This is a genomic window from Scytonema sp. PCC 10023, assembly GCF_963920835.1.
Taxonomy (GTDB): domain Bacteria; phylum Cyanobacteriota; class Cyanobacteriia; order Cyanobacteriales; family Nostocaceae; genus Kalymmatonema.
In genome coordinates, this window is the sequence record NZ_CAWUDP010000093.1 from 11343 (window position 1) to 38052 (window position 26710).

The 26710-nt window shown below is 43.7% G+C and carries 21 protein-coding genes, 1 tRNA gene, 1 pseudogene and 1 CRISPR repeat array; of the genes and pseudogenes, 14 read left to right on the plus strand and 9 right to left on the minus strand.

Annotation, left to right across the window (positions count from 1 at the left end; translation table 11 throughout):
• Positions 1-15: 15 nt before the first annotated feature.
• The 3 genes from ACM0OZ_RS37510 to ACM0OZ_RS37520 form a co-directional block, all read right to left on the minus strand.
• Entirely contained in the window at positions 16-2913 is a 2898-nt protein-coding gene (locus ACM0OZ_RS37510) for a CAAX protease (protein WP_414587925.1), read from the minus strand.
• A 2-nt stretch (positions 2914-2915) separates the two neighbouring features.
• Entirely contained in the window at positions 2916-3608 is a 693-nt protein-coding gene (locus tag ACM0OZ_RS37515; RefSeq protein WP_414587926.1) for a hypothetical protein, read from the minus strand.
• 237 nt (positions 3609-3845) lie between these two features.
• A complete protein-coding gene (locus tag ACM0OZ_RS37520; RefSeq protein WP_414587927.1) occupies positions 3846-4253 on the minus strand; it encodes a hypothetical protein in 408 nt (135 codons plus the stop codon).
• A 73-nt stretch (positions 4254-4326) separates the two neighbouring features.
• Here ACM0OZ_RS37520 and ACM0OZ_RS37525 point away from each other — a divergent pair, with 73 nt between their 5' ends.
• On the plus strand, positions 4327-5004 hold the full coding sequence (locus ACM0OZ_RS37525; protein ID WP_414587928.1) for a response regulator transcription factor: 678 nt from the start codon (positions 4327-4329) through the stop codon (positions 5002-5004).
• 151 nt (positions 5005-5155) lie between these two features.
• Positions 5156-6436, plus strand: a complete 1281-nt coding sequence (locus tag ACM0OZ_RS37530) for a sensor histidine kinase (protein WP_414587929.1) — start codon at positions 5156-5158, stop codon at positions 6434-6436.
• Between the two features lie 142 nt (positions 6437-6578).
• Here the strand turns inward: ACM0OZ_RS37530 and ACM0OZ_RS37535 are convergent, their stop codons facing one another.
• Positions 6579-6746 carry a hypothetical protein gene (locus ACM0OZ_RS37535; RefSeq protein ID WP_414587930.1) on the minus strand — a complete coding sequence of 56 codons (168 nt, stop codon included), beginning with the start codon at positions 6744-6746 and terminating at the stop codon, positions 6579-6581.
• A gap of 165 nt (positions 6747-6911) precedes the next feature.
• On the opposite strand from ACM0OZ_RS37535, the gene ACM0OZ_RS37540 reads away from it, so the two are divergent.
• From ACM0OZ_RS37540 to ACM0OZ_RS37560, 5 genes are all read left to right on the plus strand, one after another.
• Positions 6912-7292, plus strand: coding sequence for a DUF6152 family protein (locus ACM0OZ_RS37540; RefSeq protein WP_414587931.1), 381 nt, complete (start codon positions 6912-6914; stop codon positions 7290-7292).
• A gap of 102 nt (positions 7293-7394) precedes the next feature.
• The gene (locus ACM0OZ_RS37545; RefSeq protein WP_414587933.1) at positions 7395-7802 is read left to right on the plus strand and encodes a DUF6152 family protein; all 408 of its coding nucleotides are present in this window, start codon (positions 7395-7397) and stop codon (positions 7800-7802) included.
• Positions 7802-8293, plus strand: a complete 492-nt coding sequence (locus tag ACM0OZ_RS37550; protein ID WP_414587934.1) for a DUF6644 family protein — start codon at positions 7802-7804, stop codon at positions 8291-8293. The genes ACM0OZ_RS37545 and ACM0OZ_RS37550 overlap by 1 nt, the downstream gene beginning before the upstream one ends.
• Positions 8294-8324: 31 nt before the next feature.
• Positions 8325-9584 (plus strand): M28 family peptidase, encoded by a 1260-nt coding sequence (locus ACM0OZ_RS37555; protein ID WP_414587935.1) that lies wholly within the window; start codon positions 8325-8327, stop codon positions 9582-9584.
• 76 nt (positions 9585-9660) lie between these two features.
• On the plus strand, positions 9661-10452 hold the full coding sequence (locus tag ACM0OZ_RS37560) for a trypsin-like peptidase domain-containing protein (RefSeq protein ID WP_414587936.1): 792 nt from the start codon (positions 9661-9663) through the stop codon (positions 10450-10452).
• Between the two features lie 502 nt (positions 10453-10954).
• On the opposite strand, the gene ACM0OZ_RS37565 is transcribed toward ACM0OZ_RS37560, so the two are convergent.
• The gene (locus ACM0OZ_RS37565; protein ID WP_414587937.1) at positions 10955-11116 is read right to left on the minus strand and encodes a hypothetical protein; all 162 of its coding nucleotides are present in this window, start codon (positions 11114-11116) and stop codon (positions 10955-10957) included.
• Between the two features lie 63 nt (positions 11117-11179).
• On the opposite strand from ACM0OZ_RS37565, the pseudogene ACM0OZ_RS37570 reads away from it, so the two are divergent.
• The 5 genes and pseudogenes from ACM0OZ_RS37570 (at position 11180) to ACM0OZ_RS37590 (ending at position 19762) form a co-directional block, all read left to right on the plus strand.
• A pseudogene (locus tag ACM0OZ_RS37570) lies at positions 11180-12392 on the plus strand (RNA-guided endonuclease InsQ/TnpB family protein).
• 251 nt (positions 12393-12643) lie between these two features.
• Entirely contained in the window at positions 12644-13708 is a 1065-nt protein-coding gene (locus ACM0OZ_RS37575; protein ID WP_414587938.1) for a glycosyltransferase family 1 protein, read from the plus strand.
• 345 nt (positions 13709-14053) lie between these two features.
• A CRISPR array of direct repeats spans positions 14054-15259; the repeat unit is 37 nt; unit sequence GTTTCAATCCCTAATAGGGATTCGTAGAAATTGTAAC.
• Positions 15260-15886: 627 nt separating this feature from the next.
• Entirely contained in the window at positions 15887-16705 is an 819-nt protein-coding gene (locus ACM0OZ_RS37580; RefSeq protein WP_414587939.1) for a carbon-nitrogen hydrolase family protein, read from the plus strand.
• A gap of 841 nt (positions 16706-17546) precedes the next feature.
• Positions 17547-17687, plus strand: coding sequence for a ribbon-helix-helix protein, CopG family (locus tag ACM0OZ_RS37585; protein ID WP_414587940.1), 141 nt, complete (start codon positions 17547-17549; stop codon positions 17685-17687).
• A 194-nt stretch (positions 17688-17881) separates the two neighbouring features.
• Positions 17882-19762 (plus strand): polysaccharide deacetylase family protein, encoded by a 1881-nt coding sequence (locus ACM0OZ_RS37590; RefSeq protein WP_414587941.1) that lies wholly within the window; start codon positions 17882-17884, stop codon positions 19760-19762.
• 92 nt (positions 19763-19854) lie between these two features.
• On the opposite strand, the gene fba is transcribed toward ACM0OZ_RS37590, so the two are convergent.
• The 4 genes from fba to pdhA all read right to left on the minus strand — a co-directional run bounded on the left by fba (position 19855) and on the right by pdhA (position 23571).
• Complete coding sequence (gene fba / locus ACM0OZ_RS37595; RefSeq protein WP_041035195.1) at positions 19855-20934, minus strand: class II fructose-bisphosphate aldolase; 1080 nt, start codon at positions 20932-20934, stop codon at positions 19855-19857.
• 274 nt (positions 20935-21208) lie between these two features.
• A tRNA-Lys gene (locus ACM0OZ_RS37600) sits at positions 21209-21280 on the minus strand.
• Between the two features lie 59 nt (positions 21281-21339).
• Complete coding sequence (locus ACM0OZ_RS37605; RefSeq protein ID WP_414587942.1) at positions 21340-22173, minus strand: aldose epimerase; 834 nt, start codon at positions 22171-22173, stop codon at positions 21340-21342.
• 360 nt (positions 22174-22533) lie between these two features.
• Entirely contained in the window at positions 22534-23571 is a 1038-nt protein-coding gene (gene pdhA / locus ACM0OZ_RS37610; protein ID WP_414587943.1) for a pyruvate dehydrogenase (acetyl-transferring) E1 component subunit alpha, read from the minus strand.
• Positions 23572-23913: 342 nt separating this feature from the next.
• Between pdhA and ACM0OZ_RS37615 the strand changes: the two genes are divergently transcribed.
• Together ACM0OZ_RS37615 and ACM0OZ_RS37620 are read left to right on the plus strand one after the other, a co-directional pair.
• On the plus strand, positions 23914-24267 hold the full coding sequence (locus tag ACM0OZ_RS37615; RefSeq protein ID WP_414587944.1) for a hypothetical protein: 354 nt from the start codon (positions 23914-23916) through the stop codon (positions 24265-24267).
• 23 nt (positions 24268-24290) lie between these two features.
• Positions 24291-26639 (plus strand): IMS domain-containing protein, encoded by a 2349-nt coding sequence (locus ACM0OZ_RS37620; protein WP_414587945.1) that lies wholly within the window; start codon positions 24291-24293, stop codon positions 26637-26639.
• The last annotated feature ends 71 nt before the right edge of the window (positions 26640-26710 follow it).

The window sequence follows — 26710 nt, forward strand, 5'->3', positions numbered from 1 at the left end:
AATAATAGTAAAATCCTAAAAAGTCAACGGAGCGAGCGCTGCTATTTCTGGGTCTAAGTTGCCTACCTGACTGGTGCTGAGTATCCACACAGATGCTCCTTGTTTAAAAAATATCTGCGTTACGCTATCGCTTGCCTTTCGAGGCAGAACAGTTCGCCAACTGACTAAAGCTCTGAAAACTTGTTGTAGAGGACTGTCTGCAAGAGAACTTCCTATAGTTGTAGTAGAAGAGTTCTCCCAGTCAGCCCGTGCGATGCCAAAGGGTAATAGCTCATGTCTGAGAACTCTGGCTAACTTCACCAACTGCTTAAAGCTGGTGGCATATTCGGGATGGCGGAGTAACCAATTTTTAAACTGCGGATTGGTTTTGATGGCATACCCAATCTCTGTAGGGTTGACTTGAATAGCAACCTGAATCGCTCTAATCGCTGCATATAATGCCTGGTTAGAATCTTGGGAACAATTGTTTGCAGGACCGACATAAGTTGCACCGGTACCATCTCCAATGCGGTAACGCGCTGTCATGATTTCCAGTTGACGGTTCAAAACTTCCAATGGTGTGCGCTTGACTTCATCAGCATCATAGTCTTGTGTCAGAGCATCAATTTTAATCAGGATATCGCAAACGGGACGAATTCCCAACCAACCAAACTGGCGATCGCCCATATAACGAGTCCAGGACAGAGTCCCTGCAATCAGCCCATAACCGTTGTGAGTGTAAACTTGGTGGTACTTAATATCAAAGCGCAACTCTCCTGTCAGTGGTTCCCGCACCACTTCTGCCACTCCATAGGCGGAATGACCAAAGTATACAGGGGCTTTAGCTGCAGGTTCTCGTTTTTTGCCACCTATACCGCCATACACGTGTACAAGTAAGGCACAGTCACCTTCACGCCATTTGGAGACTGCTTTTTGGATATCCGTACCCCTTGTACTTAAAAAAACAGATTGTATTTGTCCTTTATGCTTGGTAATATTCCGCCAAGAGCGTTTTCTAAGATATTTACGCGCTGGTTTTCTGCCAACAATCACCTCTTGGGGTTTGACTCGCAACAAAGCACGGGGGGCGATCGCCTGCACAACAAACATCCCAGTAGCATTTTTTGCACCGTAAACATACCATCCTGAGGCATTGACGGGAGACTTTTCGATACCACTGTTCATTGAGTTGGAAATTCCGTTTTGATTAGGAATTACCTCAGGCAAAAGCACGACTTCTTCAACAGAGTCAAAGTCACGGGAATTGCGATTGAAATGAACCACCCGGTATTGTTCACTTCCCTGTTGAATGGGCTGCAAAAACTTCACTAATGCATAAAAGCGTCCAGAAATTTGAACAGGTTCACTGGTCACGTAAAGAGTTATCTTCCCGTTTTGTTCAACTGCAACTGGCTGGCGCAGCATCACAACTATATCATCATCGGGTCTTGAACCAGCCAGCGATTCCAATGGAGTCACCTGACGCCAATGATTTATCCGAATCGGAACGATTTTTCCCTGTGTGTAGTTGTATAATGCTTCGGCGTTGAAGTGAACATCCTTTTTCGTTGACTGAACCGATACTTTTGATTCGGGGTCGTCAATCCATTTCAAATACACGACTTGTCCCACCAAGTGTTTGTGTTGCTCATCTGCGTGATGCACTTCAAACAGAACACCTGATTGGCGTTGCTCTTTAGGCGGTAAAATCAGCCGTCCCATCCAAGAGGCAATTGGTCGATAAAGTTCTGGGTTTACCGACTGGTTTAAAGGATAGTATTCTGGTCGATTAAACGCTGCTTCCTGATACCGTTCATAATCGCTAATCTTCTTTTTAACAAGTTCTTGATTGTAGGGATACTCCTCTAGCAAAATACTTGACATAATGTCAACCGTTTGCTGCAGATAGCTGCGACCATCGCTTAAAAATTTGTTGGCATCTAAAGGACCCCCAGCACCCATATGCCCCACTGGACCGAGTGAAACAAAAGTGATTTTCCCCATGCGTTTGGCACGGTTCCAGTAAGATAAGAAAAATATCCTCCAGCGCTTTGGAAACAAAATCGGACCTAAACGCTCAACGGGGTCTTTGTCACCAACAAGATGGTAGAGATGCTCTACCAACAATGCATTGTTATTGCCACTGATCACACCAGCCAAGGAAATAACCTCAATAGGTGCCTGATCTAGTGCTTGCTTAAGATACGAAAGCGCTCCCATTGCTATCTGTCCACCACCGCTGAAACCAATCAGTGTAATCGGTACTCCGCTACCGGGTTTGTAACCGTGGTTAATCAGGCTATTGTACATGACCTGCGCCGTCCCCTGGTTATAAATTGGTCCAAAGCGTTGGTCAGCAGAAACCGCAACAACGAGGAGATTGCGAATATTAATCGTCATGGCAAGCAAAGCGTTGAATATACCACCATTAGTGGATTGACTGCGTCGTTCCGCGAAACGCCAAAAGGACGCCAGTATCCCGCTGCCTTCCGTAAGTGGTCGATTGAGGACTGAGTAGGGCATAAGTCCTCGAATGATCACAATATTATCTGGCAAAGCTGCCCCTAAAGAGCGTAAAAACTGGTCCCCATCTGGAAAGTACTTGAATGAAGCTTGACCGATGCCATCAAGGTAAATGACATATCGGACAACGTTTGTTTGCGGTGGAATTGCTTCCTCTAATATTCCTAAGCGACCTTTAGTATCAACTTTATCACCATACCACCCTGCCCACCAACCTAAAGCTTCGAGGGGAACCAGGAGTCCGGCGAAGACAACGGCAATGAAACTAATCTGCAACAAATCAACTGTGAGCTTAAGCGCACCCCCCAAAGCGTTGTACCAAACTAACCACAAATGGCTCAGTGGCGGGTAGAGTAGAGTACAAAGTAGAGCAATGAAAACAATGCCTAAAAATGTGGTAATTCGCTTCACACTTATACCTCCCCGTTGTCTCTATCACCAGCGTTAGTTTGGTTATCTCTACGTAACATCTGCGGTCCTGCTTGCAGAAGTTGTTCCAGTCCTTGCATATCTGTAACCAGCCGTGTCCCTGCGACTGTATTAGACAGCCACTTGCCAACTATTGCAACTGGTCGTCCAATGGTGCGCTGTACAATTTGAAATACAAGCCATCCCAACACACTGCACCAAAGCGCTTGCCAAATACTAAGACCAAGGGCGACGCGCAAGCCCATTACAAATGCTAACAGTGTCCAAATAGAAAGCAAGACTTGAATTGGCACACCCAAATAAGGCAAGGCGACTAAAAAACTCAACATCAGCGGTGCGTAGGCAAATCCCAGCGTAGACCAAATGATGTGATACGGGATATTAACCTTGAATAGTACAAGGCACACCAACCATGTACTTAAACCCCAAAACAAAACGGTGAATACAAATAACACAGACCCAATCAACAGACTCAGAAAAAAGCGAAGCGGTTTGACTCGGTTGACGAATAGCACCGTCCCTTGACCCAGCGCCTGAGAAAACCCAGCAATCAGTACAATGTATAAGGCTGCTATTGTACCTTGGGGTAGCGATTGAATCAGCCCAAAGGCTTCCTCTTTGAGGGCGATCGCTCCGAATAGAAGCTCCCAAAATCTATTGAGGGCGGTCTGGGTCATGGCAAATGCGATGAAAAAGCTTATAACTGTTCTCGTTGTTATAGTATATTTGAATACTTCAAAAATTTGAAAAAAACATTAGTCATTAGTCATTAGTCATTGTAGAGACGCGCCATGGCGCGTCTCTACATCTTTGTCATTAGTCATTAGTCATTAGTTCTCCCTCTCTCCCTCCCTCATCCCCCTCATCGCCCTCCGGAACCCTCATCCCCCTCACTCCCTCCCTCCCTCCCTCCCTCACTCCCTCATTCCATCACCATTTTCCGTTTCAAAGCGCATCAACTTTCTCACATCATCGATTGGCAATCGTAACTCTTGGCTAACTGCTGCTTCCACTTGATTAAGTTCTGTTACAGGAAATTCAAATTCTAGTTCTTTGAGTGCTTTGGAAGCTGTCTTAACTCTGACTCTTGAAACACCTTGATGCTTTTTTATTTGAGCTGTAATTGACAGTACAATAGTTCTCGATTGCTTGGCTGATAATGTCTCAACCTTCAAGGGATTCGTTGGTTGATGAGAGCGGCTCAATATTCTATCCATCAGAAATCCACCCCCCACCCAAAAAGCTAATCCAAGCAGTGGTAGGGGTAGCCAAAACTCTAACCCCAAAGAACGCAAAATCTTCAACCATCGGGATTGGAGCATAAATTAAGTAGCTTCACGTCACAGATACTACGCACACTAAGATCAAGAAAAAACTTTTCTTAGCGATCGCCCTATGTTAATTTTACTGGTGGAAGATGACCTAGCCCAATTAGAGCCACTGCGAGCTGCGCTTACCAAAGCAGGACATACCATTGATGCTATAGAAGATGGAGAAACGGCTCAGTGGCTGTTATCTCAGAAAGATTATGACTTATTGATCTTAGACTGGATGCTTCCTAAAGTGAGTGGGGTTGACCTTTGTCAGGAATATCGACGCATTGGGAAAACTTCCCCAGTACTGATGCTGACTGCTAAGGACACAACATTAGATAAAGTTTATGGTTTAGACGCGGGAGCAGATGATTACTTGGTGAAACCAGTTGATATTGTCGAACTGCTAGCAAGGGTGCGAGCTTTGAGAAGGCGCTCCCCACTTTGGCAAGGAGACAAACTTACATTAGCAGATTTACATCTCGATTTGAATAACCTAACTCTTGAGCGAAATCAACTCACATCTCAATTATCTGGTCGAGAATTTCAACTGATGGAATATCTGATGCGTCATCCTCGTCAGATTTTATCTCACAATCAAATAGAACAGGCTCTTTGGGGATGGGGGACAGAACCAGAAAGTAATGCTGTGACAACACTAGTGCGCCGACTGCGACAGCGCCTGCAAACAGTTGGAGCAAAAGATTGGCTGGAAAATGTTTATGGTATGGGTTATCGGCTTAATGTTCCGGAAAAATGAGATGAGGGGATGAGGGGGATGAGGGGGATGAGGGGGATGAGGGAGATGAGGGGGATGAGGGGGATGAGGGAGATGAGGGGGATGAGGGGGATGAGGGGGATGAGGGAGAACTAATGACTAATGACTAATGACTAATGACTAATGACTAATTATGTTTGTTCGTAGCCGTCGCAATTTAGCTTACTTATTTACAATATCGATGGGGAGCATCCTCATCGCATTTGCTGGTATAGCGTATTACCTGATTGTTCAGCAGCAGCTTCAGGCTTTTGATGAAAGATTGTATTCTGATAGCAAAACGATTGCGATAAATCCATTATATAAGCTGTATAACAAACGACGCCAGATTGAGCGAAGGGACGTGCCAATTTTTGGTGATCCAGTACCACCAATCAATAATGGCTTTGCGTATGTTCGGTTGTACAAATTCAATGGAGAATTAGTTGATTCTACTGGTGTGTCTGGTTCGAGAAAATTAACTGTTGCTCCTGGTTTTCAAACTATTCAAATCAGTAAGAATCGAAATGGGGTAACGACTAGCAAAGAATGGTTTCGAGAATTGACGTTGCCAATTATACAAAATAATGTGTTGACTGGCTATATTCAAGTGGCTGTTCCTCTAACTCCTTTACGTAAAAACTTAGATAAAGCAAGGTTATTTCTAACACTGGCTTTACCAGCAACTTTAGGGACGATAGGTATTACTGGTTGGTTTCTGGGGGGACTTGCTATGCAACCAACTCGTCGGGCATACGAACAACTACAACGCTTCACTGCTGATGCTTCTCATGAGTTACGTGCTCCTGTGGCTGCGATTTTAAGTAATGCACAAGTGGCTTTAATGCCTCCACAGGATGAATTAGAGCAGCGTTTTCGTCTAGAAAATATTACGGAGATTGCTAAATCAATGAGCAATCTCATTAATAATCTGTTGTTTCTTGCTCGTCAGGATGGACCGCTGAATAACACGGTTTTAAAGACTATAGACCTTGTTGGACTACTGCAAACTATAGCCCAAGAGTATCAACAACTAGCAGTTGCACAAAACCTAAATTTTACTTTTCACTTACCCCAGTCACCTGTTAACCTCAAAGCCGATCCAGATTTGTTAAAACAGGCGATTGTAAATTTACTTAGCAATGCTTTGAAGTACACTCCTCTTGATGGTACAGTTGCACTAAGATTGCTGGCACAATCCCAGCGAGCCATTATTCAGGTGGAAGATAACGGCATTGGCATTCCGGAGGAAGATTTACCTCATATCTTTGAACGGTTTTATCGTGTAGATACAGCGCGATCGCGTCAAACAGGTGGCTTTGGTTTAGGATTAGCGATCGCCCAACAAATTGTGCAAGCTCACCGAGGACACATTAGTGCCAAAAGTGTGCTTGGGCAAGGTTCTACCTTTCAAATTGAACTACCTCTGAAGTAGAGGGATTAGGGATTGGGGATTGGGGAGTGAGGAATTCAATTTTTGGCGTTGCTGAATTCATGTATGAAAAAGATGTCGTGTGATTCTAAACCCTTGTAGAGACGTACCATGGTGAGCCAGCGCTGCAGGAGGGTTTCCCGACCTAGGCGACTGGCGTCACGTCTCTACACTTGGATTCATACTTCAAATCAGCAACGCCCAATTTTTTATCTTTACCCAGAGGCACTGACATTTTTTTGTCATACTTGTCCATCACACTAAGAAATAACAAGAATATCAAAGGTCTGTCATACCATGATTGGTTTATCATTCACAATAACCGTAAACCGCACCCCGCCAGTGTACGCTCCCCTCCCTGCTTGCGGAGAGCAGCGCCGTGCGGGGGTTCCCCCCGTTGAGGCGACTGCGGAGGAGGGGTTGGGGGTGGGGTTCTTGTACACACCTAAATTTCTCCAAACTTAACACCGCCAAACGTATGATTGCACGCTCTAAGTTGTTTTGGGTAGCCATAATTACTGTAGTTGCGAGCCTTGCTTTTCCTGGACAAGTAGCAGCACATCACGGCTATTACACAAACTATGATATGGGAAATCCACGGACAATCACAGGGGTGATTAAAGCAGTCAGATATACGAGTCCCCACATTCGTATGCAACTTCAAACAACTGGTCGCTCGAAGCAAGTTTGGAAGATTGACTTGCCATCACCGACTCAGGCGCAGTGGCAAGGATTAACCCAGAGCGTTCTCAAGGTAGGCTCCACTGCAACTGTGGTAGGATGGCCGGCTTACAATCGTTCCAACGAAATGGGAGCGTCGCAAATCACGATTGGTGGAAAGACTGTAGTGGTGAATTGACCACAACAGTTGTGAGTGCTTAGTACAGAAGACCAAAAAATTACCGTGACACTTTTTACTCAGAACTCCAGACGAAAACTTAACAAAAGCAGGAATGGAATCATGGATAATCAGCAACAAGTAAACAAAGCCATGGTTAAAAAAGGATTTATGCACGCTGCGCTAACTGCAGCAACAATTGCGACTTTCCTAGCTTCTGCAACTGAAAATGCTAGCGCACATCACGGTTGGAGTGAGTACAACAACGAACAAACGCTGAACCTCTCTGGTGAAATCCAGAATATCAGTTATGGGAATCCGCACACCACAATAGAAGTGAAAACAGATGATAATAAAGTGTGGCAAGCAGTCCTTGCACCACCTGCCCGATTGCAGAGACGTGGGCTACCCCAAAGCGCTTTGCAGGTTGGACAGCAAGTGAGGTTAGTAGGCTACCCTCATCGCACGGATGTTAATGAAATGCGAGCAGAGCGAATTACTATAGGTAAGCAAACAGTAGAACTGCGCTGATGCACATTGCTGATACAACCTGGTGGCTGTGGTTAGAAAACAGTGCCTTGTCCTCACTGATTCGCCAGTGGCTATGGCTTTACCCAATTATTTCAACGACACACATTCTTGGTCTAGCCATTGTCTTTGGCTCAGTTGCTCTGTTCGATTTTAGGTTACTTGGTTTCTCCCGCCACCTGTTGGTGACAGATATAGCACGATACCTCTTGCCTTGGTCTTTCTTAAGTTTTGCTGTTGTCGTGCTATCAGGTTTTCTCATGTTTGCAGTGGATGCAACCCAAATAGCAGCAAATCCAGCTTTTCGCCTGAAGCTTTTGCTGTTGTGCGCTGCTGGGGTGAATGCGGCTTTTTTTCATAAAGTGGCTTTTAAATCGGTTAAGTTCTGGAACCGGGGTGTGAGAACTCCAGCGGTGGTTAGAGCGATCGCAGTCATTTCCCTTGTACTTTGGACTGGTGTGATTATTTGTGGTCGCCTGATTGCTTACGTTTAAAAACCTGCGATTCATAGCTGTAGGTACAAAGGTGACGAACACGAAATTTCCATCAATTTTTTTATTTAAGACATTAGCAAAATCATGGTTACAAACGGCGCTGGTAGCTGTTTTGGTTGGACTTCCTACAGCTTGCATTGCCCAGCCAAATCGTACTCAAGAAGCTGTTGAGGCTCAAGAGTCCAACCGTACCTTTACAGATGTACAAGCTTTAGTGAATCTTGGTCCGCGAGTCGCTGGGACACCAGTCATGGAAAAGGCAAGCGCTTATCTAATTGAACAGTACCGCAAAGCTGGTTATGTAGCTGAAGTTCAAACTTTTACTTATTCAAAGTTTCAAGACTTAGGCTCAAACCTGAGTATTGATAAAGCAACGGTTGAAGGCAAAGCACTCAATGGGACAGTTGCAGGAAAATTGAATGCGCCACTGGTAGTGGTTCCTAATGTCGGACGCAAAGCTGATTTTGCTGCTGTGAATGTTAAGGGGGCGATCGCCATTGTCCGGCGCGGTGAGATTCGTTTTTCTGAAAAAGCGAAAAATGCTGCTGCTGCTGGGGCTGTGGGTTTGGTGATTGTCAACAATCGACAAGGTGATGTGTACGGAACGCTTGGCGAGGAGGTGAAAATTCCTGTACTGGGGCTTTCTGGTCAGCAAGGTAATCCCTTAATTCAACGCGCGCAAAGTGTCCCGCTGAATGTCAGTTTGAATGTGAATGCGCAACGACGTGTTGTGACTGGACGTAATATTATAGCACATCTTGCAGGAGTGACTCAACCCAAAATTATTCTAGGTGGGCATTACGACTCAGTACCTGGTTCTCCGGGAGCAAACGATAATGCTTCGGGAACAGCAGTTGTCCTGGCTCTTGCCCGTAATCTATCTAATACACCGACTGCTCGTCAAGCCTGGTTCATCGCCTTTGATGGTGAAGAAGACGGCTTGCACGGTTCGCGGGCTTTTGTCAATAAGGCTGAATCGCAGTTTCTGTCAGGGCTAAAAGCTATGGTCAATTTCGATATGGTTGGCGTCAACAACCAGTTAGGAATTGGTGGTACGTCATCTTTAACGACATTTGCTCGAAATATTGACCCTAAAGTGAAAACCTTTGGCTCATCTGGCGGTAGCGACCATGCATCGTTTGCTGATAAAAACGTGCCAGTTCTATTCTTTTACCGAGGTAATGAGCCGAACTACCACACGCCAAATGATAAAAAGGTAGACCCAAAACTGTTAAATGAAACGACTCAGGTAGGGCTGGATCTTATCAAGCGGATTGTTAACGCTAGCTAAGGAACGTGGGTGAGGAAAACGGCTTTTGTCTCCAATGATTCTGTGTCAAACCATCCTCATTTATAGGAAATCTAAAATGTCTTTTCTTTTTTCTTTGAAGAAGTCTCTCACTAATTTGTCTTTGGTGTCACTTGGAGCTGCAACGGCTATGTTGGGCGCACATTTCATGCCCACAAATCCAGTGCTATCTCAGCAACCAATTGCTCAATTACCTTCTGCACCAATTGGCAACACAGATAGTAACTTTGTTTCCTCTGCGGTAGAAAGAACCGGATCTGCTGTCGTGCGGATTGACTCTACACGCACTGTAAGAAATCCATATACCTATGGTAGAAGAGTAGCCAGAGGTACCGGTTCAGGGTTTATTATTAGGTCGAATGGTCTGATTCTGACAAACGCTCACGTTGTTGGTGGAGCAGACACAGTCAGCGTCACTTTGAAAAACGGTCGTAGTTTCACAGGTCGAGTATTAGGACAAGATAGAGCAACGGATCTAGCTGTTGTCCAAATTCAGGCTAATAATCTGCCGGTTGTGAGTCTTGGTAATTCCGATCAGTTGAAACCTGGAGAATGGGCGATCGCCATTGGTAATCCTCTCGGTTTAGACAACACCGTGACTGTAGGCATTATCAGTGCAACAGACCGCACGAGTCGTGCATTAGGTTCCCGAAATCGCGAAGTTGGCTTTATTCAAACCGATGCTGCTATTAACCCTGGTAACTCAGGTGGACCGCTGCTAAATCAACGAGGACAAGTCATTGGTGTGAACACTGCTATTATTCAAGGTGCCCAAGGACTGGGATTTGCAATTCCGATTAACTTGGCACAGCAGGTTGCTAACCAATTAATTGCACAAGCAGCTGCTTAAGGACTTGCAAATAAAAAAATATCCAACTTTTTCTTGTGGGATACGATTGGCGTCCGTCCTATAAAGTGGGGGAACCAGATGCCATACATGTCAACTTAAGCCAAAACTCTTCTAAAATCTCGTTTCCAGGTTCCACCTGGAAATGCAGTTTAAGCGGCTCTGCCGCTCTTAAGGCAGAGGCAGAGCCTCCCAATGGTATTCCAAGCCTCTGACTGGGAACAAGGCAATCTCTCAAAGCATTGTCGCTTAGTGACTTTCACCTTAAATTGACACTAATGGCTAGAACCCCATCCACAAGATTGGATAATTTATTTGTTGGAATACCCTTAATTACCAAAGAAAGGCAGATGGCAGAGGACAAGCTATCCTGAAGCAAGGAAAGCTGTTGTGATCTAGTGCTGTCGCGCAACATTGTTGCGGGGCATTAGCTGAAAACAAATTATAAGGGGTAGGCTAAAAACCCCGCGCTTTAAAGGCGGGGATAAAAGCCACAATGTAGGCTTTAGCCTACCGTGATGTTTTCTCTTGCCATTCTTTCTATAGTATCTGACAAACTATTAGCTCTTAATTCGACTTGCTTGCTTTCAAGCCAGTCTTTTGCTGTTTGAGTTAAAGTTAGTGTTAACTTGGTTTTCTTCTCTCCATAAATCTTTTTTCTAGGCATCACAATCTCACTTTTTATGTTATAGTCGTATTATACACTACGTAAATAGGAGGTGATAACGCAGTGCTGGTCTTAGAGTACAAAATTAAAGGTAAGCAACAACAGTATCAAGCTATCGATGAAGCTATTAGAAGTACTCAGTTCATCAGAAATAAAGCTATTCGTTATTGGATGGATGCTTCCAGTGAGCAAAAAATTAATAGAATAGCTCTAAACAACTATTCAACAGCACTGCGAAAAGACTTTAAGTTTGTTGAGGAATTAAACTCAATGGCTTGTCAGGCTGCAACAGAAAGAGCCTGGAGTGCCATTGACAGATTTTACAGTAACTGTAAGTCTAAGAAACCAGGTAAAAAAGGCTTCCCCCGCTTTCAAAAAGACAACCGTTCTGTTGAGTATAAAACCAGTGGCTGGTCACTACATCCTACAAAACGACGCATCACCTTTACGGACAAAAAAGGTATAGGTGAAGTCAGATTGTTAGGAAAGTGGGATATTCACAGCTACCCTCAAAAGGTAATTAAGCGTGTTCGATTAGTTCGTAAATCTGACGGTTACTACTGCCAATTTGCGGTTGATATTGAAGTTAAACCTGAGCAGAGAACAAGTAACGGTGAGTTGGGTCTTGATGTTGGACTTGAGTTTTTCTACTCTGACTCGAACGGACATCATGAGGAGAACCCAAGGTTTTTAAGGAAAGCCGAAAAAGCAATAAAACACGCTCAACGCCAGATATATAAGAAAGAAAAAGGAAAGAATCAACGTAGGAAAGCGCGAGCCGGATATGCAAAAAAGCATTTAAGAGTAAATAGGCAGAGGAATGAACACGCGAAGAGACTCGCGCGTAACTTGTGCAAGCTTAACAGCTTAGTCGCCTATGAAGATTTAAATGTGAAAGGTATGGTAAAAAATCAAAGGCTCGCCAAGTCTATTAATGATGTAGCTTGGTCTACTTTTCGTCGTTGGTTGGAATATTTTGCTGCTAAATTTGGAACCACAGTTGTTGCCGTCAATCCTAAAATGACATCTCAAAAATGTAGTGATTGCGGTACAGTTGTGAAAAAGTCTCTTTCAACTCGTACCCATAAGTGTAACTGTGGGTCGTACCTTCATAGAGACGTGAACGCAGCAATAAATATTCTCAATCTTGCAAAAGCTAGGGATGGGCAATCCCGAAGTAACGCTACAGGACTCGTCCTCTACTCTGGTTGGTGAAAGCCTGCTTGAGCAAGTAACGAGGAAGAGTGTAGAATCCCCTCGGTTTCCGAACAAATGAGCGATGCGAAATTTGTTCAACCAGGGGAGTGTCAATGGGCTAATATTGGGAAGCTATTAGCTTGCGCCCTTCAATATCCGTGCAACTACCGCTGTCTATGGCTTTCAACCCCTCAGAGCTTAGAGGATGTCTGAAAAGTCAAAATTTTTTGGTGTTTATTAAACTTTTTTCACCATTTTTGAGATGTCAGGGGATTAACCGTTAAGCCTTCCGATTATTTGTACTCTATACGTTTTTATAACTTCAGCCCTATGTCTGAAATTAAGCCATCCAATCATTACTATATCTACATAAAACGAGACCAAAAGCCAATTCCTTGGAATATATACGATCCTAATCCACCGAGCGAACTCGGTTTAAGTGATTATTATACTAAAGTGTTCCAAGCTATGGAAAAAAGTTTGAAGATCAGCGGTTTAATATTTTATATAACTTGGGACGAAATTGATGAACTCCCATCATATGGACAAAATGTTGTTGCTGTTGTACTGGGAGATGAATGGTGTCGCATACCAAAGTATTTTCACAAGGTAAAGGCTGTATTTAAGTGCCTTGGCATATCTCCAATACTTGGATGTAATCCCCTCCTCAAGCCTTCTTTGATAAACCTTTTGACACTGATTCAATTTCTCAGAATCTTAGTTTTACGCCTGCCTTGGGTGGTAAATTATCAGTTTTACAAGTTTAAGAGTTTGCTATCCTGTACAGCCAAAATTCCACCTATCTACGATGTTCCACAGGGCTATGGCAACTCAAAGGATTTGCCAATCAAGGATATAGAAGCACGCCCCTATGAACTTTTTTTTGCTGGCAGCTTAGTTCAGGTACCATTACCTGTATGGTCTTTGAAGTACTGGTTGGGAACTCCAAAAACCCTTTCTCGAAAATTAATGGTATCAAGTTTAAATAGTTTCAAGGAAAAATATCCTGAATATAAAATTGAATTATCAATCACTCCTGGTTTTCATTATTCAATGAATGAAGGTGGAAACAGCTATTCTGAAAGAATGATGAATACCAAAATATGCATTGTCCCTAGAGGTACTTCGTTTGAAACCATTCGCTTGTTTGAAGGAATGAGATATGGTTGCATCTTAGTAACGGAAGTTTTACCTCCACGATGGTTTTTAGATGGATCACCTGCTATTCAGATAAAAGATTGGGGCGAATTAGAGGAGATACTAAAAAAGCTGCTTACAAACAAGCAACTCATGCAAGAAAAACACCAGGAATCTTTGAATTGGTGGAAAAATAAATGTTCGGAAGCCGTTGTCGGAGCGTACATTGCTGAAAAATTGAACTTATTATCCACCTGACTCTCGCTTCGCTAAAATTCAAAATTCAAAATTCAAAAATAATTAATAATTTTTGAATTTACTGTAGGTTTCCCTAATAAGGATTCGTAGAAATTGTAACTTCAAACCACAGATACAATTAGACCTCTTGCATAAATCTTATTTTGTCTCGCGCAAAGGCGCAAAGACGCAAAGAAGAACACTAATACCAATTCTCTGTAAACTTGCACTTAATACTTACTCTTTCACTCTTGGCGTACTTGGCGTCTTGGCGGTTCGTTTAATAAAGATTAAGTGCATCTTCATGGAGAATTGGTATAAGAAAAAGACTTTTGCAAGAAGTCTATTGTAGACCAGCAATTTTGTGTTTCAATCCCTAATAGGGATTCGTAGAAATTGTAACTGAAATAGCAACCTTTAGTGCTTTTTCTGCAAGTATGTTTCAATCCCTAATAGGGATTCGTAGAAATTGTAACCAGTTTGGCAAGTTTTTGGAGTGAGGACTTGAGGGTTTCAATCCCTAATAGGGATTCGTAGAAATTGTAACTCCACAATAAGCAGACTTAGGATTGTCTTCAAATGTTTCAATCCCTAATAGGGATTCGTAGAAATTGTAACCTTAGGCGAAGTGCTAAATACGAATCATGTCAATGTTTCAATCCCTAATAGGGATTCGTAGAAATTGTAACCGTGTTACAGTTTTTGGATCTGAAAAAGATTGGTTTGTTTCAATCCCTAATAGGGATTCGTAGAAATTGTAACGTTGTTAGCTTGAACACGGCAACTTGCTACAGCATTTACGTTTCAATCCCTAATAGGGATTCGTAGAAATTGTAACAAGAAGACGAGGGATATAGCGCTTTTGTCAATGGGCGTTTCAATCCCTAATAGGGATTCGTAGAAATTGTAACAATTTGATTGAGATTCGTGATGTCTGCCATAATTGTTTCAATCCCTAATAGGGATTCGTAGAAATTGTAACCTTAACTGTTTGGCTTGCGTACATCGTAGTTACCTGTGAGTTTCAATCCCTAATAGGGATTCGTAGAAATTGTAACGCCACCCTTCGTACTTGCCGCTAGGTTTTTGTTGAGAGAGCCAGTTTCAATCCCTAATAGGGATTCGTAGAAATTGTAACATTGGGAACATTACCTGGGCTTTGGTGACAGTGCGTTTCAATCCCTAATAGGGATTCGTAGAAATTGTAACCAACGTTCGATTCACAGATTCATAGATAGAAGTATTGTTTCAATCCCTAATAGGGATTCGTAGAAATTGTAACTTTGTTGCCCTGAGTTGAACTTCTCCCTCATAGTGTTTCAATCCCTAATAGGGATTCGTAGAAATTGTAACACCCAGGTGAATTACAGGGTAAAGAGTTCAAGATTAAGTTTCAATCCCTAATAGGGATTCGTAGAAATTGTAACTCTTATAGTCCGGATGCGTTGTATTTAAGTAGCTGTTTCAATCCCTAATAGGGATTCGTAGAAATTGTAACGCTAATGGCAGAGTCTTCGGATTCTAACGGATGTATTGTTTCAATCCCTAATAGGGATTCGTAGAAATTGTAACCGCTGGCATATGAAACGCTTACTGTATTCAGTTTTCTAGGTTCAGTTGCGCGAATCGGTAAAAGCATACCGTTTTCGGACATAGGTTCAAAATATTCTGTTTTATCATACAAGCAAAAACCTTTATTTGGCAAGCTTTTGAGAGATTGCGCGGATGGTAAATTGGTTATGAACTCTTCAAAGCCTTGTGTCATGGGTTGTTCAGCCATTTTTTGACTTTTGTTGAAACAAACACCCACCCTTCCGCGCAGCAGATATCTCCAGTCGGGTTGCTTTTACCGTCATAACAGCCATTCTAAAGTGTTTTTTCTTAAATTGAAGGCAACCAGCTTCTCAGCCGCCAGATATTTTGGTAATGTACAGTTCATCTAAAACTTAGCTTTGTTGACTGCTTTACTCGTAAACCAGGGATAAGTCTAGCGTTGCTTTGACCAGAAAAATCTGGAATTTTACGGTGCAGCATATATCCTCTCAAATGTACAGTTGGACTAAATGATTTAACCAGCTCGGTTGCTTTGTCCATTGTTAAGATTCCATCACACAAGACTTGTGGAGGACAAGTTAACTTTTCTTTGTGTGGTAGCTTAACTGTTTTCAACCTCACACAACATTATTCATTGTTGAATTTATGAAGTCTTATCTAGCCGCCGCTATTCAAATGACGAGTGTGTCCAATTTACAAAAAAACTTGGCACAAGCAGAGGAATTCATCGATTTAGCCGTGCGTCAGGGTGCTGAATTAATTGGTTTGCCAGAAAACTTCTCTTTCATGGGAGAAGAAAATGAAAAACTTGCTCAAGCTTCGGCGATCGCCCAAGAAACAGAAACATTTCTGAAAACGATGGCGCAGCGTTTTCAAATCACCATCCTAGGTGGTGGCTTTCCAGTTCCTGTAGACCACACTAGCAATAGAGTCTATAACACTGCCTTACTCATCGACCCAAGTGGTCAAGAACTCGCGCGTTACCAAAAGGTACACCTGTTTGATGTTAACGTTCCAGACGGCAACACCTATCGAGAATCTACTACGGTCATGGCTGGCACGCAATTGCCGCCTGTCCACTTCTCGCAAGAACTGGGTAATATAGGGTTATCAGTTTGCTATGATGTTCGCTTTCCTGAACTCTACCGACACATAGCTTACAAAAACGGGGATGTCATATTTGTACCGGCTGCGTTTACTGCCTTCACAGGCAAAGACCATTGGCAAGTCCTGCTGCAAGCGCGTGCCATTGAAAATACCTGCTATATTATTGCTCCAGCACAAACTGGAATCAACTACGCTCGTCGCCAAACTCACGGACACGCCATGATTATAGACCCTTGGGGAGCGATTTTAGCCGATGCTGGTGAGCAGCCGGGAGTGGCGATCGCCGAAATTAACCCTTCAAGGCTAGAACAAGTCCGTCGTCAAATGCCTAGCCTACAACACCGTGTCTTTGTGTGAAGGGGATTAGGGATTAGGGATTAGGGATTAGGGATTGGGGATTAGGGATTGGGAACCTTTGTAACACATGAAAAATTATGTTCGGGGGAACAAAGCCCGACTGGGAAATTGAGAATTTTCCGGCGTTGCAAGTCTTGAGTATCCAGTCCCCAGTCCCCAGTCCCCAGTCCCCAGTCCCCAGTCCCCAATACAGAGGAACTTAACAGGTATCAACCTCAGTCTAACCAACAGAAACGCCTAAATTTCCTAAGCGTGGTAACAAATATCAACTGCCTGTAACTAGATAGGTGGAAATAAACAGAGTTACGTTAAAAAATGTAAAAACGCTGCTAACCCTTACTAATGACTAATGACTAATGACTAATGACTGCCTTAACGAGTTAACTTTATTTGTACCGACCTACTTAAAATTGCCGATGTAAAGCTTAAGCCGTCCTTATAGTTTTATTAACTTTTTTTGATACTTTTGCCTCTTCTGCCTATAACGAATAGGGAATAAAGTTTGACACTCCCACGGCTAAAGCCGATGGGATTCTTGGTTCATCCAGTCCACTTACCATAATTAGTTTCCCAATTATGCCAGAGGTGGGTCTGTCCGCAAGCTTTTTGCTCCATTGCAGAAGCCAGATCCGGTATGCCCTACCGTACTGTTCCGACCAATAAACTTTGGTTTTCTGGTACTTGGCGCTTGAAGATTTTACCTACACAAGCATTCCTGTGTAGAACCCCCTATCTTCAGTTTTCAAGGTGCGATGCCCAAGGGCTCTAGGTTTTTTAAGTGGTTGAATACCCTGCCCACTAAAACAATGATAGCATATGTGAGTAGATTTTACTCACAAGAATGGAAGAAGTTCGCCTAAATGTTAGATTGCCAAAAGCCGAAATGATGATTTTAGAAAAATATGCTGAAAAGACAAAGCGAACTAAGACAGATTTGGTTCGTGAGTGGGTACGCTCACTAGAGAAGTTTAACGGCACCTAAAGGTGCTACGCATTCATGAGGACAGTACTGCAGGAGGGTTTCCCGACCTAGGTATCTGTCCGTCCCATGCCTGAAGTACGGAATACGGCGCTGTGCGCCTGTTCCTCATGGGCTTTCTGCTCCCAACACTGTAAGCGTCACTCTAAGTGGAGTCAATACACCGTCACAGAGCGGAAGCGTTCTGGAAGTTAAGTATGAAGCTAATCCTTAATAATCGTATCCTGAATTACATATTTTTTAATTTCCCTACCCGAAGCATATTTCATGCCCTAATTTGTGGATTGTTTACTGTCTCAGGATTGTTACCGCAACTAGCTGTTGCTCGTCGTTCACCTCCAAGACATACTGAGCCTAAAAATACTGAGCCTAAAAATACTGAGCCTAAAAATACTGAGCCTAAAAGCACTCCCACAACGACCGGTGAAGCTTGCAGCAATGATGTAGGGGTAAATAACCAACTTTCCCAGCTGGCTAGCAATTTTGTTTTGGCATCCACTTGGGTGAGTAAGCCTAATTGGGGACTAGAAAACATTGTGGAAGCCGTCGGTCCCTACGTCTATGCCTTCCTGAATCGTAGTACTTGGCCCAACATTAATGAACGGGCGAAGCAGGCAAGAGTACCCATTCTCATGTATCACGATATTTTACCAAAAAAAGAAGTCTTTTTTGATGTCACCCCAGAAGAATTAGAAGAGCATTTTCAGACTCTGAAAGAGAATGGTATGACGCCCATCAGTCTTGACCAGCTGATGACTCATTTGCAGACTGGAATGCCACTTCCAGAAAAACCTGTTCTGTTGACATTCGATGATGGTTACGGGGGGCATTACCAGTATGTTTACCCTTTGCTGAAAAAATACAATTACCCTGCTGTATTTTCTATTTATACAAAAGGTATTGGCAACAACGTTGGTCGAACTCACGTGAGTTGGGAACAAGTCAAGGAAATGGCAGCTGACCCCTTGGTAACAATTGCATCCCATACTGTCAGTCACCCACCAGATTTAACAGTTTTGCCACCAGAACAAATTCAAAAAGAAGTTGTTGAGTCTAAGGCAACTTTGGAGGCAAACTTGGGAATTCCCATTCGCTACTTCACATACCCTGCTGGAAAATATGATGTGCAAGTTGCAAATATGGTGCAAGCAGCAGGGTATCAGCTAGCATTAACCATGAATGATGTGGATGAACGGTTTGCAGGTGCATCAGAAAGTTTATTGGCAGTTTCCCGGTTTGGTCAATCCAGAATCAGAGATGTCATAACCCAAGCTTGGGGAGGTTCGCAATTACCAAGCTGGAAAATAGGCTTTAACTTTGCAAGTCCAGTTCAAAGAACTGACATCACGATTGACAAAATTCCCCTCATCCTAGTTTCAGGTGGCAAACCGATAACCATCCACGCAGATAGCCGTTATACAGTTAAGGAGATTTTGGCTAAAAGTAACACCAATGCTGTTGCGGCTGTAGACGGGGGTTTCTTCTCCATGAAATTTTTAAATTCCAATGTGATGATCGGACCAGTGTATAGCCAGGTGACAAAACAATTCATTCCTGGCAACAGTTGGGACATCCAGAAAATTGCTACACGTCCTCTGGTGCTGATTAGTCCTCATGAAGTGCGCTTCATTCCCTTCGATCCACTCAAGCACAACACTTTAGAAGGAATACAAGCTGAAATGCCAGAAGTCACTGATGCTTTTGTGGCTGCAGCGTGGTTAGTCAAAGATGGTCAACCCCAGGAAGCAAGTAGTTTTAACAAGCTATTTGACTTTGATGCTGCGCGTTATCGGGCTTTTTGGGGTATTAACCAAAATAAACAAGCCACTATCGGTGTTTCTCTGGAATCTGTTGACTCGATATCTTTGGGAGTTGCACTGGTTAAAGCTGGGTTACAGGATGTCGTTATGGTTGATTCAGGTCAAAGTACTTCCTTGGTTTACCAAGGAGAATCTCTCGTACGTTATGAACCTCGTCCTGTCCCGCATGCAGTTGCCCTTTTAGCACCTGGTGGGTCAATGACTAACACCCCTTCCTGCGTTTTAGTGCAAGATAAAACAAAAAACCGGGGAACTTAAGTACTACCCGGTTGTGTCTACGCAAAGAGAATCCTCAGTGATTTAGGGACACCGCTAATTATCTAGTGTCCCTATTTACTTATTCTCAAAACCTAGACGGTCGCAGCTTTCTTTGTGACTGCGTTAAGTTCGCCCTTAGCATACTTAGCAGCAAAGTCTTCGAGTGAAATCTGCTTAATCTTGCTAGCATTGCCAGCGGTGCCAAACTGCTGATAGCGCTCAACACAAACCTTCTGCATATATTTGATAGAAGGCTTGAGGAAGTGACGGGGGTCAAATTCCTTGGGATTTGCTGCCAAAGCTTCACGCACAGCAGCGGTAATAGCCAGACGGTTGTCGGTGTCAATATTCACCTTACGCACACCGCTCTTGATACCTTTTTGGATTTCTTCCACGGGTACGCCATAAGTTTCGGGAATGGCACCACCGTACTGGTTGATTAGCGCAAGCAAATCTTCGGGTACAGAGGAGGAACCGTGCATTACCAAGTGGGTGTTGGGCAAACGGCGGTGAATTTCTTCAATGCGGCTGATTGCCAAAATTTCCCCAGTAGGCTTGCGGGTAAACTTGTAAGCACCGTGGCTGGTACCAATAGCTACCGCCAAAGCATCTACCTGAGTTTGCTCCACGAAGTCAACTGCTTGGTCTGGGTCAGTCAAAAGTTGGTCGTGGGAAAGTACACCTTCCGCACCGTGACCATCTTCAGCTTCACCCGTACCAGTTTCCAAAGAACCCAAGCAACCGAGTTCGCCTTCAACGCTGACGCCCAACGAGTGAGCCACTTTCACCACTTCGCGGGTCGTGTTAACGTTGTACTCGTAGCTAGCGGGGGTCTTGGCATCGGCTTCCAGCGAACCATCCATCATTACGCTGGTAAAGCCGTTTTTAATCGCTGAGTAGCAGGTAGCAGGTTCATTACCATGATCTTGGTGCATGGTAATGGGAATATGGGGGTAGGTTTCTACCGCTGCCAAAATCAGGTGGCGGAGGAAGTTTTCACCAGCATACTTACGAGCACCACGAGAAGCTTGCAAAATCACGGGGCTATCTGTCTCTTGGGCAGCTTGCACAATAGCTTGAATCTGCTCCAAGTTGTTAACGTTGAAAGCTGGTATGCCGTAGCCATTTTCTGCTGCATGATCCAACAGCAGCCGCAAAGGTACGAGCGCCATAGATAGTCCTCCTAATAGGGTTGTCAGCTAGTGGGTGAGACAAGCGTACGTAATGTATACGCTATTCTTAATAGAATTTTAAGCTTATAGGAAATTATAACTAGTGATGGGTACCTATGTTGAAAAAGTTTAAGCAAACTAAAGTGGACATTACCCAAATTACTCTATCATTTCGATGACTTAGTTTTGTACCTTCAGTTACCAGGGATAAAGAAGCCCGTTGATAAACTCACAAGCGGTCGCATTTATCAACCACTGAATATATATTTTTTTATGGGTCGCCCGGGATTCGAACCCGGAACTAATCGGTTAAAAGCCGAGTACTCTACCGTTGAGTTAGCGACCCGTTCCGTCATTTGCAACTATGCCATCATAGCATAACCTGATGGAGATTTGTAAAGGGGTTTAGAAAAAATTTGCTGTCAGGCGTACAGTTGCTGTATGACTGGCTTGTGGCTTTAACACAGTCAAATGTTCACCTGTGTTTATAGCGTTGCGAGCAGCGCTCCAGGGTTCCACGCAGTAATAGTCTTTGCCTTTAACAGTCCAAAAGACCAGAGTGGAATATGTATCGTCATATTCCAGCGTCAATTTCAGTTTGCGAGCATGGTCTGTGACTGTAGCTGATTGACTGCTGAGCTGCTTAAAGGCTACATCAATTTCATCACGGTTAAAATCAAAATCCCCGTTAAATGAGTGAGTTTCCTTGGTTATTTGGTCTTGGTACTCCTGTGAGGGAATTTCAAACTTGAGTTGAGTTTTATCCACTGTGAGAAAGTAAGGATGAAATCCTGTAGAAAAAGGCATTGGTTCAGTGGAAAGATTTGTATACTGCTGCTTGATTTCTAATGTATTGCCCTCTATTTGATAAGTAAAAGCGAGCTTAAAGTCAAAAGGATAAACTGCGCGTGTTTGCTCATTGCTGCTGAGAGTTATGGTGAGACTATCCTTATCTTGAGTCACTTGATTCGCGACTTCCCAAGGCAAATCACGAGCAAAGCCATGTTGTTTGAGAGTGTATTGCTTGCCGTTGAGGGTGTAAGTATTATCAGGTAAATTCCCGCAGATGGGAAACAAAATTGGAATTCCACCCCTGACACTTAATTGAGGATTAGCAAAGCGTTCTTCGTCCAGGTAAAGAACTTCTTGATTTTGTACGCGCCAGCTGGTGATGATACCACCTCTTTCAGGTACAACCTCAAGGCGGGACTGATTTGTTTGGATATACTGTTTATTCATTCAACCTCTTGCACAAGCTAATAATTATGGTGGTTTGCAATTGGGTAAGATACACAAAGAAATAATGAACCACAGATGGACACAGATGGACACAGATAGGACTTACGCACACTCTACGAATTCGGGCGCGTTCTTGGCGTCCCTTCGCTTCGCTCGAGGGTAGGCTTGGCGGTTCGATAAATTAAGCTTTTTGGCTATTTTTGCGTAAATCCTAACAGAGAAATAATTACTTCATTCAATTGAATTGCGCTATATCTGTTTTCATCTGCGTTTATCTGCTACAGAGTGCGGTTTCATATCCAGTCCATCTTCTTTCGCAAGAAGCCCCAGTTAAAAGACGCGCTATAGCGCGTCTCTACATTATTCGTCTTCCGCAAACACAAAGCGATACAACTCGCTGGGGTCCGGTTCGGGGCTATTTTCAGCGAATTTCACGGCTTCGTCGATGAGTTGCTGTATCTTACGGTCAACTGCTTTAAGTTCTTCATGGGAAACCAAGTTTTGCTCCACCAAATAAGCAGCAAATTTCTTAATTGGGTCACGAGCAAACCAAAACTCTTTCTCAGCCTTGCTTCGCAATTCATCTGGATCAGCCAGAGAGTGACCCCGAAAGCGGTAAGTCAGTGCTTCAATTAACGTGGGACCTTCTCCTGCACGGGCGCGGGCTACGGCTTCCTGCGCTACTGCTCGCACCGCCAGGATATCCATACCATCGACTTCCACACCCACCATGTTAAATGCATTAGCTTTCTTGTAAATCTCTGGTTGGGAAGTCGCCCGTTCGTGAGCCATGCCGATCGCCCACTTGTTATTTTCTACTACAAAAAGTATTGGCAGTTTCCACAGCGCCGCCATATTTAGCGTCTCGAAAAACTGACCGTTATTAGCAGCACCATCGCCAAAAAAGCAAGCGCTGACTTGGTCGGCGTTTGGATCACCTAACGCTTCCCGGCGGTACTTCGTCTGAAAAGCCGCCCCAGCAGCAACAGGAATTCCCTCAGCCACAAAAGCATAACCACCTAGTAGCCGATGTTCCTTAGAGAACATATGCATCGATCCACCACGTCCTTTGCTGCACCCTGTGGCTTTGCCAAATAACTCTGCCACGACTTCTTTTGCCGGGACTCCTGCACTTAGAGCATGAACGTGGTCGCGGTAAGTGCTGCACACAAAATCTTCACCCGGTCGCATCGCGCCTTTGATCACACCGCTGGAAACGGCTTCCTGACCATTATACAGGTGGACAAAACCAAACATTTTGCCTCTGTAGTACATTTCGGCACACTTATCTTCAAAGGTGCGCCCTAGTACCATGTCCTCGTACAACAGCAACCCTTCTTCTTTCGTTATCTGTACTGTAGCCGCATCAAATTTGGGTAATGTGCGTTCTTGAACCATTATTTTGTGAGTGTTCCTGTCGTAAAACTTAAAGTTATGATTTGAGATAAGTAGCGCTCGCTCAGCGTAAGCTTTTAAAAAGATAGCGTTTAAAGGAGTCAATAATCAAACTTGATTCACTGCTGTGGTTCATCTCGTTCTACAGCAATAGGTAGTATGGCAACCCTCGTTTCTAGATTACCAAGCAAAATAGCAAGTTTTCTGCATATTTATTAACAATTTAGAAAAATGGTCGCGAAAGTAAGTATTTCTGTGTAGATTCTTGTAATGAAAGAATAACTTATGATATACTTTGGTTCGCTCTATCGTAGCAAACCTATCAAACGGTACTTTTCTGACCATATGCCGAAGAAAGTGGTTCTAAACCACCTCCAGGAATGGTCAAGTCAAACATTTAGGACAGAAAGTAAAAAAATATTCTTGCAAGGCCAGTATTATTATTTATGTTGCTATCTAAAATGCTATGGTAAGTTTCTGGTGTATCAAGCAGGTTGCAGTATTATATCAGAAAAAATAAAAAGATTATTAAAAAGTTTAGAGATTTCTCAGGTAAGGGAAAAGACTAGTACCATAGCAAGATTAGATTTTTGGAAAAATACGAGTAAAGTTGTTGCAAAACACACTTGTGGTGTGGGGTCAACATGTTATTATGGCACTTTTTTACAAGGCTGGAATACTCTAGGAGAATTATGTTGATCGCGCTGCAGGGGACGTGAGCCGTGCGCATTCCGCTAGATTACTACAGAATTTTAGGGATACCGATGGCGGCAAGTGAGGAACAGTTGCGGCAGGCATATGGCGATCGCGTCGTACAATTGCCGCGCCGTGAGTATTCCCAAGCAGCAATTACATCTCGAAGAAACCTCATAGAAGAAGCTTACCTTGTTCTTTGTGACGCAAAACAACGCAAAAGCTACGATCAGCTTTATCTTGCTCATGCCTATGGTTCTGACACCACTCAAGGTGGCGCTGTCGCTGTTGAAAGTCGCGAACAAGGCAAGCTTGATCGTATTGATTCTCAATCTCTAAGTATCGAAATTTCCCAAGATGAATTAATTGGTGCTTTGTTGATTTTGCAAGAACTTGGGGAATATGAGCTTGTCCTACAACTGGGTCGTCCATACCTGGTTAATAGAAATGGTACAACAGCGAGTTTCCAAGGAGATACACAGGAGATTTCGGAAATTCCCTCTCCTGCTGCTGAACGTCCAGACGTTGTGCTTACGGTTTCCCTTGCTTGTTTGGAACTGGGGCGGGAGCAATGGCAGCAAAGTCACTACGAAAATGCTGCGATTTCCCTGGAAACCGGAGAGGAACTTCTAGCACGCGAAGGGTTATTCCCCAGCGTTCGAGCAGAAATTCAGTCTGACTTGTATAGATTGCGACCTTATCGAATTTTGGAATTACTCGCACTCCCTGAAGAACAGACGAGTGAACGAAAACAAGGGTTGCAATTATTGCATGATATTTTAGATGAGCGTGGTGGGATTGATGGGACTGGAAACGACAAATCTGGTCTGAGTATAGATGATTTTCTGCGATTTATTCAGCAACTGCGTAACTACCTGACAGTCGCAGAGCAGCACAAACTATTTGAAAGTGAAAGCAAGCGTCCCTCAGCAGTCGCGACTTATTTAGCCGTTTATGCTTCAATAGCACGGGGGTTCACTCAACGCCAACCCGCATTAATTCGTCAGGCAAAGCAAATGCTGCTCCGCCTGGGGAGACGTCAAGATGTCCATCTAGAACAGTCGCTGTGTGCGCTTTTGCTCGGGCAAACAGAAGAAGCAAGCCGTGCTTTAGAACTTTCGCAAGAGTACGAGGCTCTAGCTTTTATTCGGGAAAATTCTCAAGACTCTCCCGACCTGTTACCAGGACTGTGTTTATACGGAGAACGCTGGCTGCAAAACGAAGTGTTTCCCAACTTTCGAGATTTAGTAGAACAGCCAGCTTCCCTGAAAGATTATTTTGCCGACCAACAGGTGCAAGCTTATTTAGAAGCTTTACCCACACAAACACAAACCACAAATGAAGCGACGGTCATGAACCGCCAGTCTTCCCAAACACAAACCACTCGTCGGAGTCGGCGCAACAATTTTCAAGTGGTTGAGGGACAATTCCCAACTCAAAAAACTCCCAACTCAGAAATACCAGCCACATCAACCCCGAAAAAGCCTGACTCTTCAAACTTTTCCTCACAGGGTGATACGACATCACCCTCTGGTTCGGGTACTTGGTGGAGTGGAAATGCAGAAACACCAGTAGCACCAATTCCCAACACAAACCCCACATCTCGAGCAACTTACCACAATTTGAATGGTCGGTCCAAACCGGAGACAGCACAGAGTCTAGGGCAAACCCAAAGGAGGCGCAAACGCAGTCGTACCACTTCAGCCGGTGGTTCAGACAACCGTCATAGGTCTACTTATCGTCAGCGAGTTTTTGCCCGTATTTCTCCAGCGCAAATCCGGTTTTTGGGGATAATGTTTGCTTCTTTGGCGAGTCTATTGGTGTTGTGGTTGTTGATGGCAGCAACTATGGGATTGTTCAAACATCTGTTTTACCCTGGACCCTCCTTGCAAGGCGAACAGTTATCAGTTGAGTTGAATCAACCCCTAGTCCCTATTCCCGACCAAAATAGCAAACCACAATTACCAGGTGGACCTCTGAATGAAACCACAGCCGCAGAAATGGTTCAGGCTTGGCTAGATACCAAAGCTGCAGCTTTCGGACCCAACCATGAGATTGATAGTTTGGGGAATATTTTAGTCGGTTCATCCTTGACAAGATGGCGGGGATGGGCACAACAGGAAAAATTAGCTAACCGCTATCGGAAATACGAGCATAGCGTGAAAGTAGAATCTTTGGAGAAAAATAATGCTGACCCAAATCACGCTGCGGTAGAAGCTTCGGTGACTGAAATCACACAGTATTATGAGAATGGTCAGATAAAAGACCCAGAACCTGAGAAGGATAAGGTGCTAGTTAGGTATGGATTGGTTCGTGTAGATGGTGTGTGGCGTATTCGGGATATGTCAGTTCTTAACAAGATAAGTATGATTTTTTAAATAAAAAAATTAATCATATCCCTCTTCTGTCACTCTCCGGAGCTAGTAAGTAGTAAATAAGTGAAATTATC

Bases quoted from the DNA above. Each gene is read 5' to 3' on its own strand.
- ACM0OZ_RS37560 (WP_414587936.1), top strand. From the start codon at position 9,661: ATGTCTTTTCTTTTTTCTTTGAAGAAGTCTCTCACTAATTTGTCTTTG.
- ACM0OZ_RS37605 (WP_414587942.1), bottom strand. From the start codon at position 22,173: ATGAATAAACAGTATATCCAAACAAATCAGTCCCGCCTTGAGGTTGTA.
- ACM0OZ_RS37575 (WP_414587938.1), top strand. From the start codon at position 12,644: ATGTCTGAAATTAAGCCATCCAATCATTACTATATCTACATAAAACGA.
- ACM0OZ_RS37545 (WP_414587933.1), top strand. From the start codon at position 7,395: ATGGATAATCAGCAACAAGTAAACAAAGCCATGGTTAAAAAAGGATTT.
- ACM0OZ_RS37520 (WP_414587927.1), bottom strand. From the start codon at position 4,253: ATGCTCCAATCCCGATGGTTGAAGATTTTGCGTTCTTTGGGGTTAGAG.
- ACM0OZ_RS37535 (WP_414587930.1), bottom strand. From the start codon at position 6,746: ATGATAAACCAATCATGGTATGACAGACCTTTGATATTCTTGTTATTT.
- ACM0OZ_RS37565 (WP_414587937.1), bottom strand. From the start codon at position 11,116: ATGCCTAGAAAAAAGATTTATGGAGAGAAGAAAACCAAGTTAACACTA.
- ACM0OZ_RS37580 (WP_414587939.1), top strand. From the start codon at position 15,887: ATGAAGTCTTATCTAGCCGCCGCTATTCAAATGACGAGTGTGTCCAAT.
- ACM0OZ_RS37515 (WP_414587926.1), bottom strand. From the start codon at position 3,608: ATGACCCAGACCGCCCTCAATAGATTTTGGGAGCTTCTATTCGGAGCG.
- ACM0OZ_RS37590 (WP_414587941.1), top strand. From the start codon at position 17,882: ATGAAGCTAATCCTTAATAATCGTATCCTGAATTACATATTTTTTAAT.
- ACM0OZ_RS37540 (WP_414587931.1), top strand. From the start codon at position 6,912: ATGATTGCACGCTCTAAGTTGTTTTGGGTAGCCATAATTACTGTAGTT.
- fba (WP_041035195.1), bottom strand. From the start codon at position 20,934: ATGGCGCTCGTACCTTTGCGGCTGCTGTTGGATCATGCAGCAGAAAAT.
- ACM0OZ_RS37585 (WP_414587940.1), top strand. From the start codon at position 17,547: ATGGAAGAAGTTCGCCTAAATGTTAGATTGCCAAAAGCCGAAATGATG.
- ACM0OZ_RS37550 (WP_414587934.1), top strand. From the start codon at position 7,802: ATGCACATTGCTGATACAACCTGGTGGCTGTGGTTAGAAAACAGTGCC.
- ACM0OZ_RS37525 (WP_414587928.1), top strand. From the start codon at position 4,327: ATGTTAATTTTACTGGTGGAAGATGACCTAGCCCAATTAGAGCCACTG.
- pdhA (WP_414587943.1), bottom strand. From the start codon at position 23,571: ATGGTTCAAGAACGCACATTACCCAAATTTGATGCGGCTACAGTACAG.
- ACM0OZ_RS37615 (WP_414587944.1), top strand. From the start codon at position 23,914: ATGCCGAAGAAAGTGGTTCTAAACCACCTCCAGGAATGGTCAAGTCAA.
- ACM0OZ_RS37530 (WP_414587929.1), top strand. From the start codon at position 5,156: ATGTTTGTTCGTAGCCGTCGCAATTTAGCTTACTTATTTACAATATCG.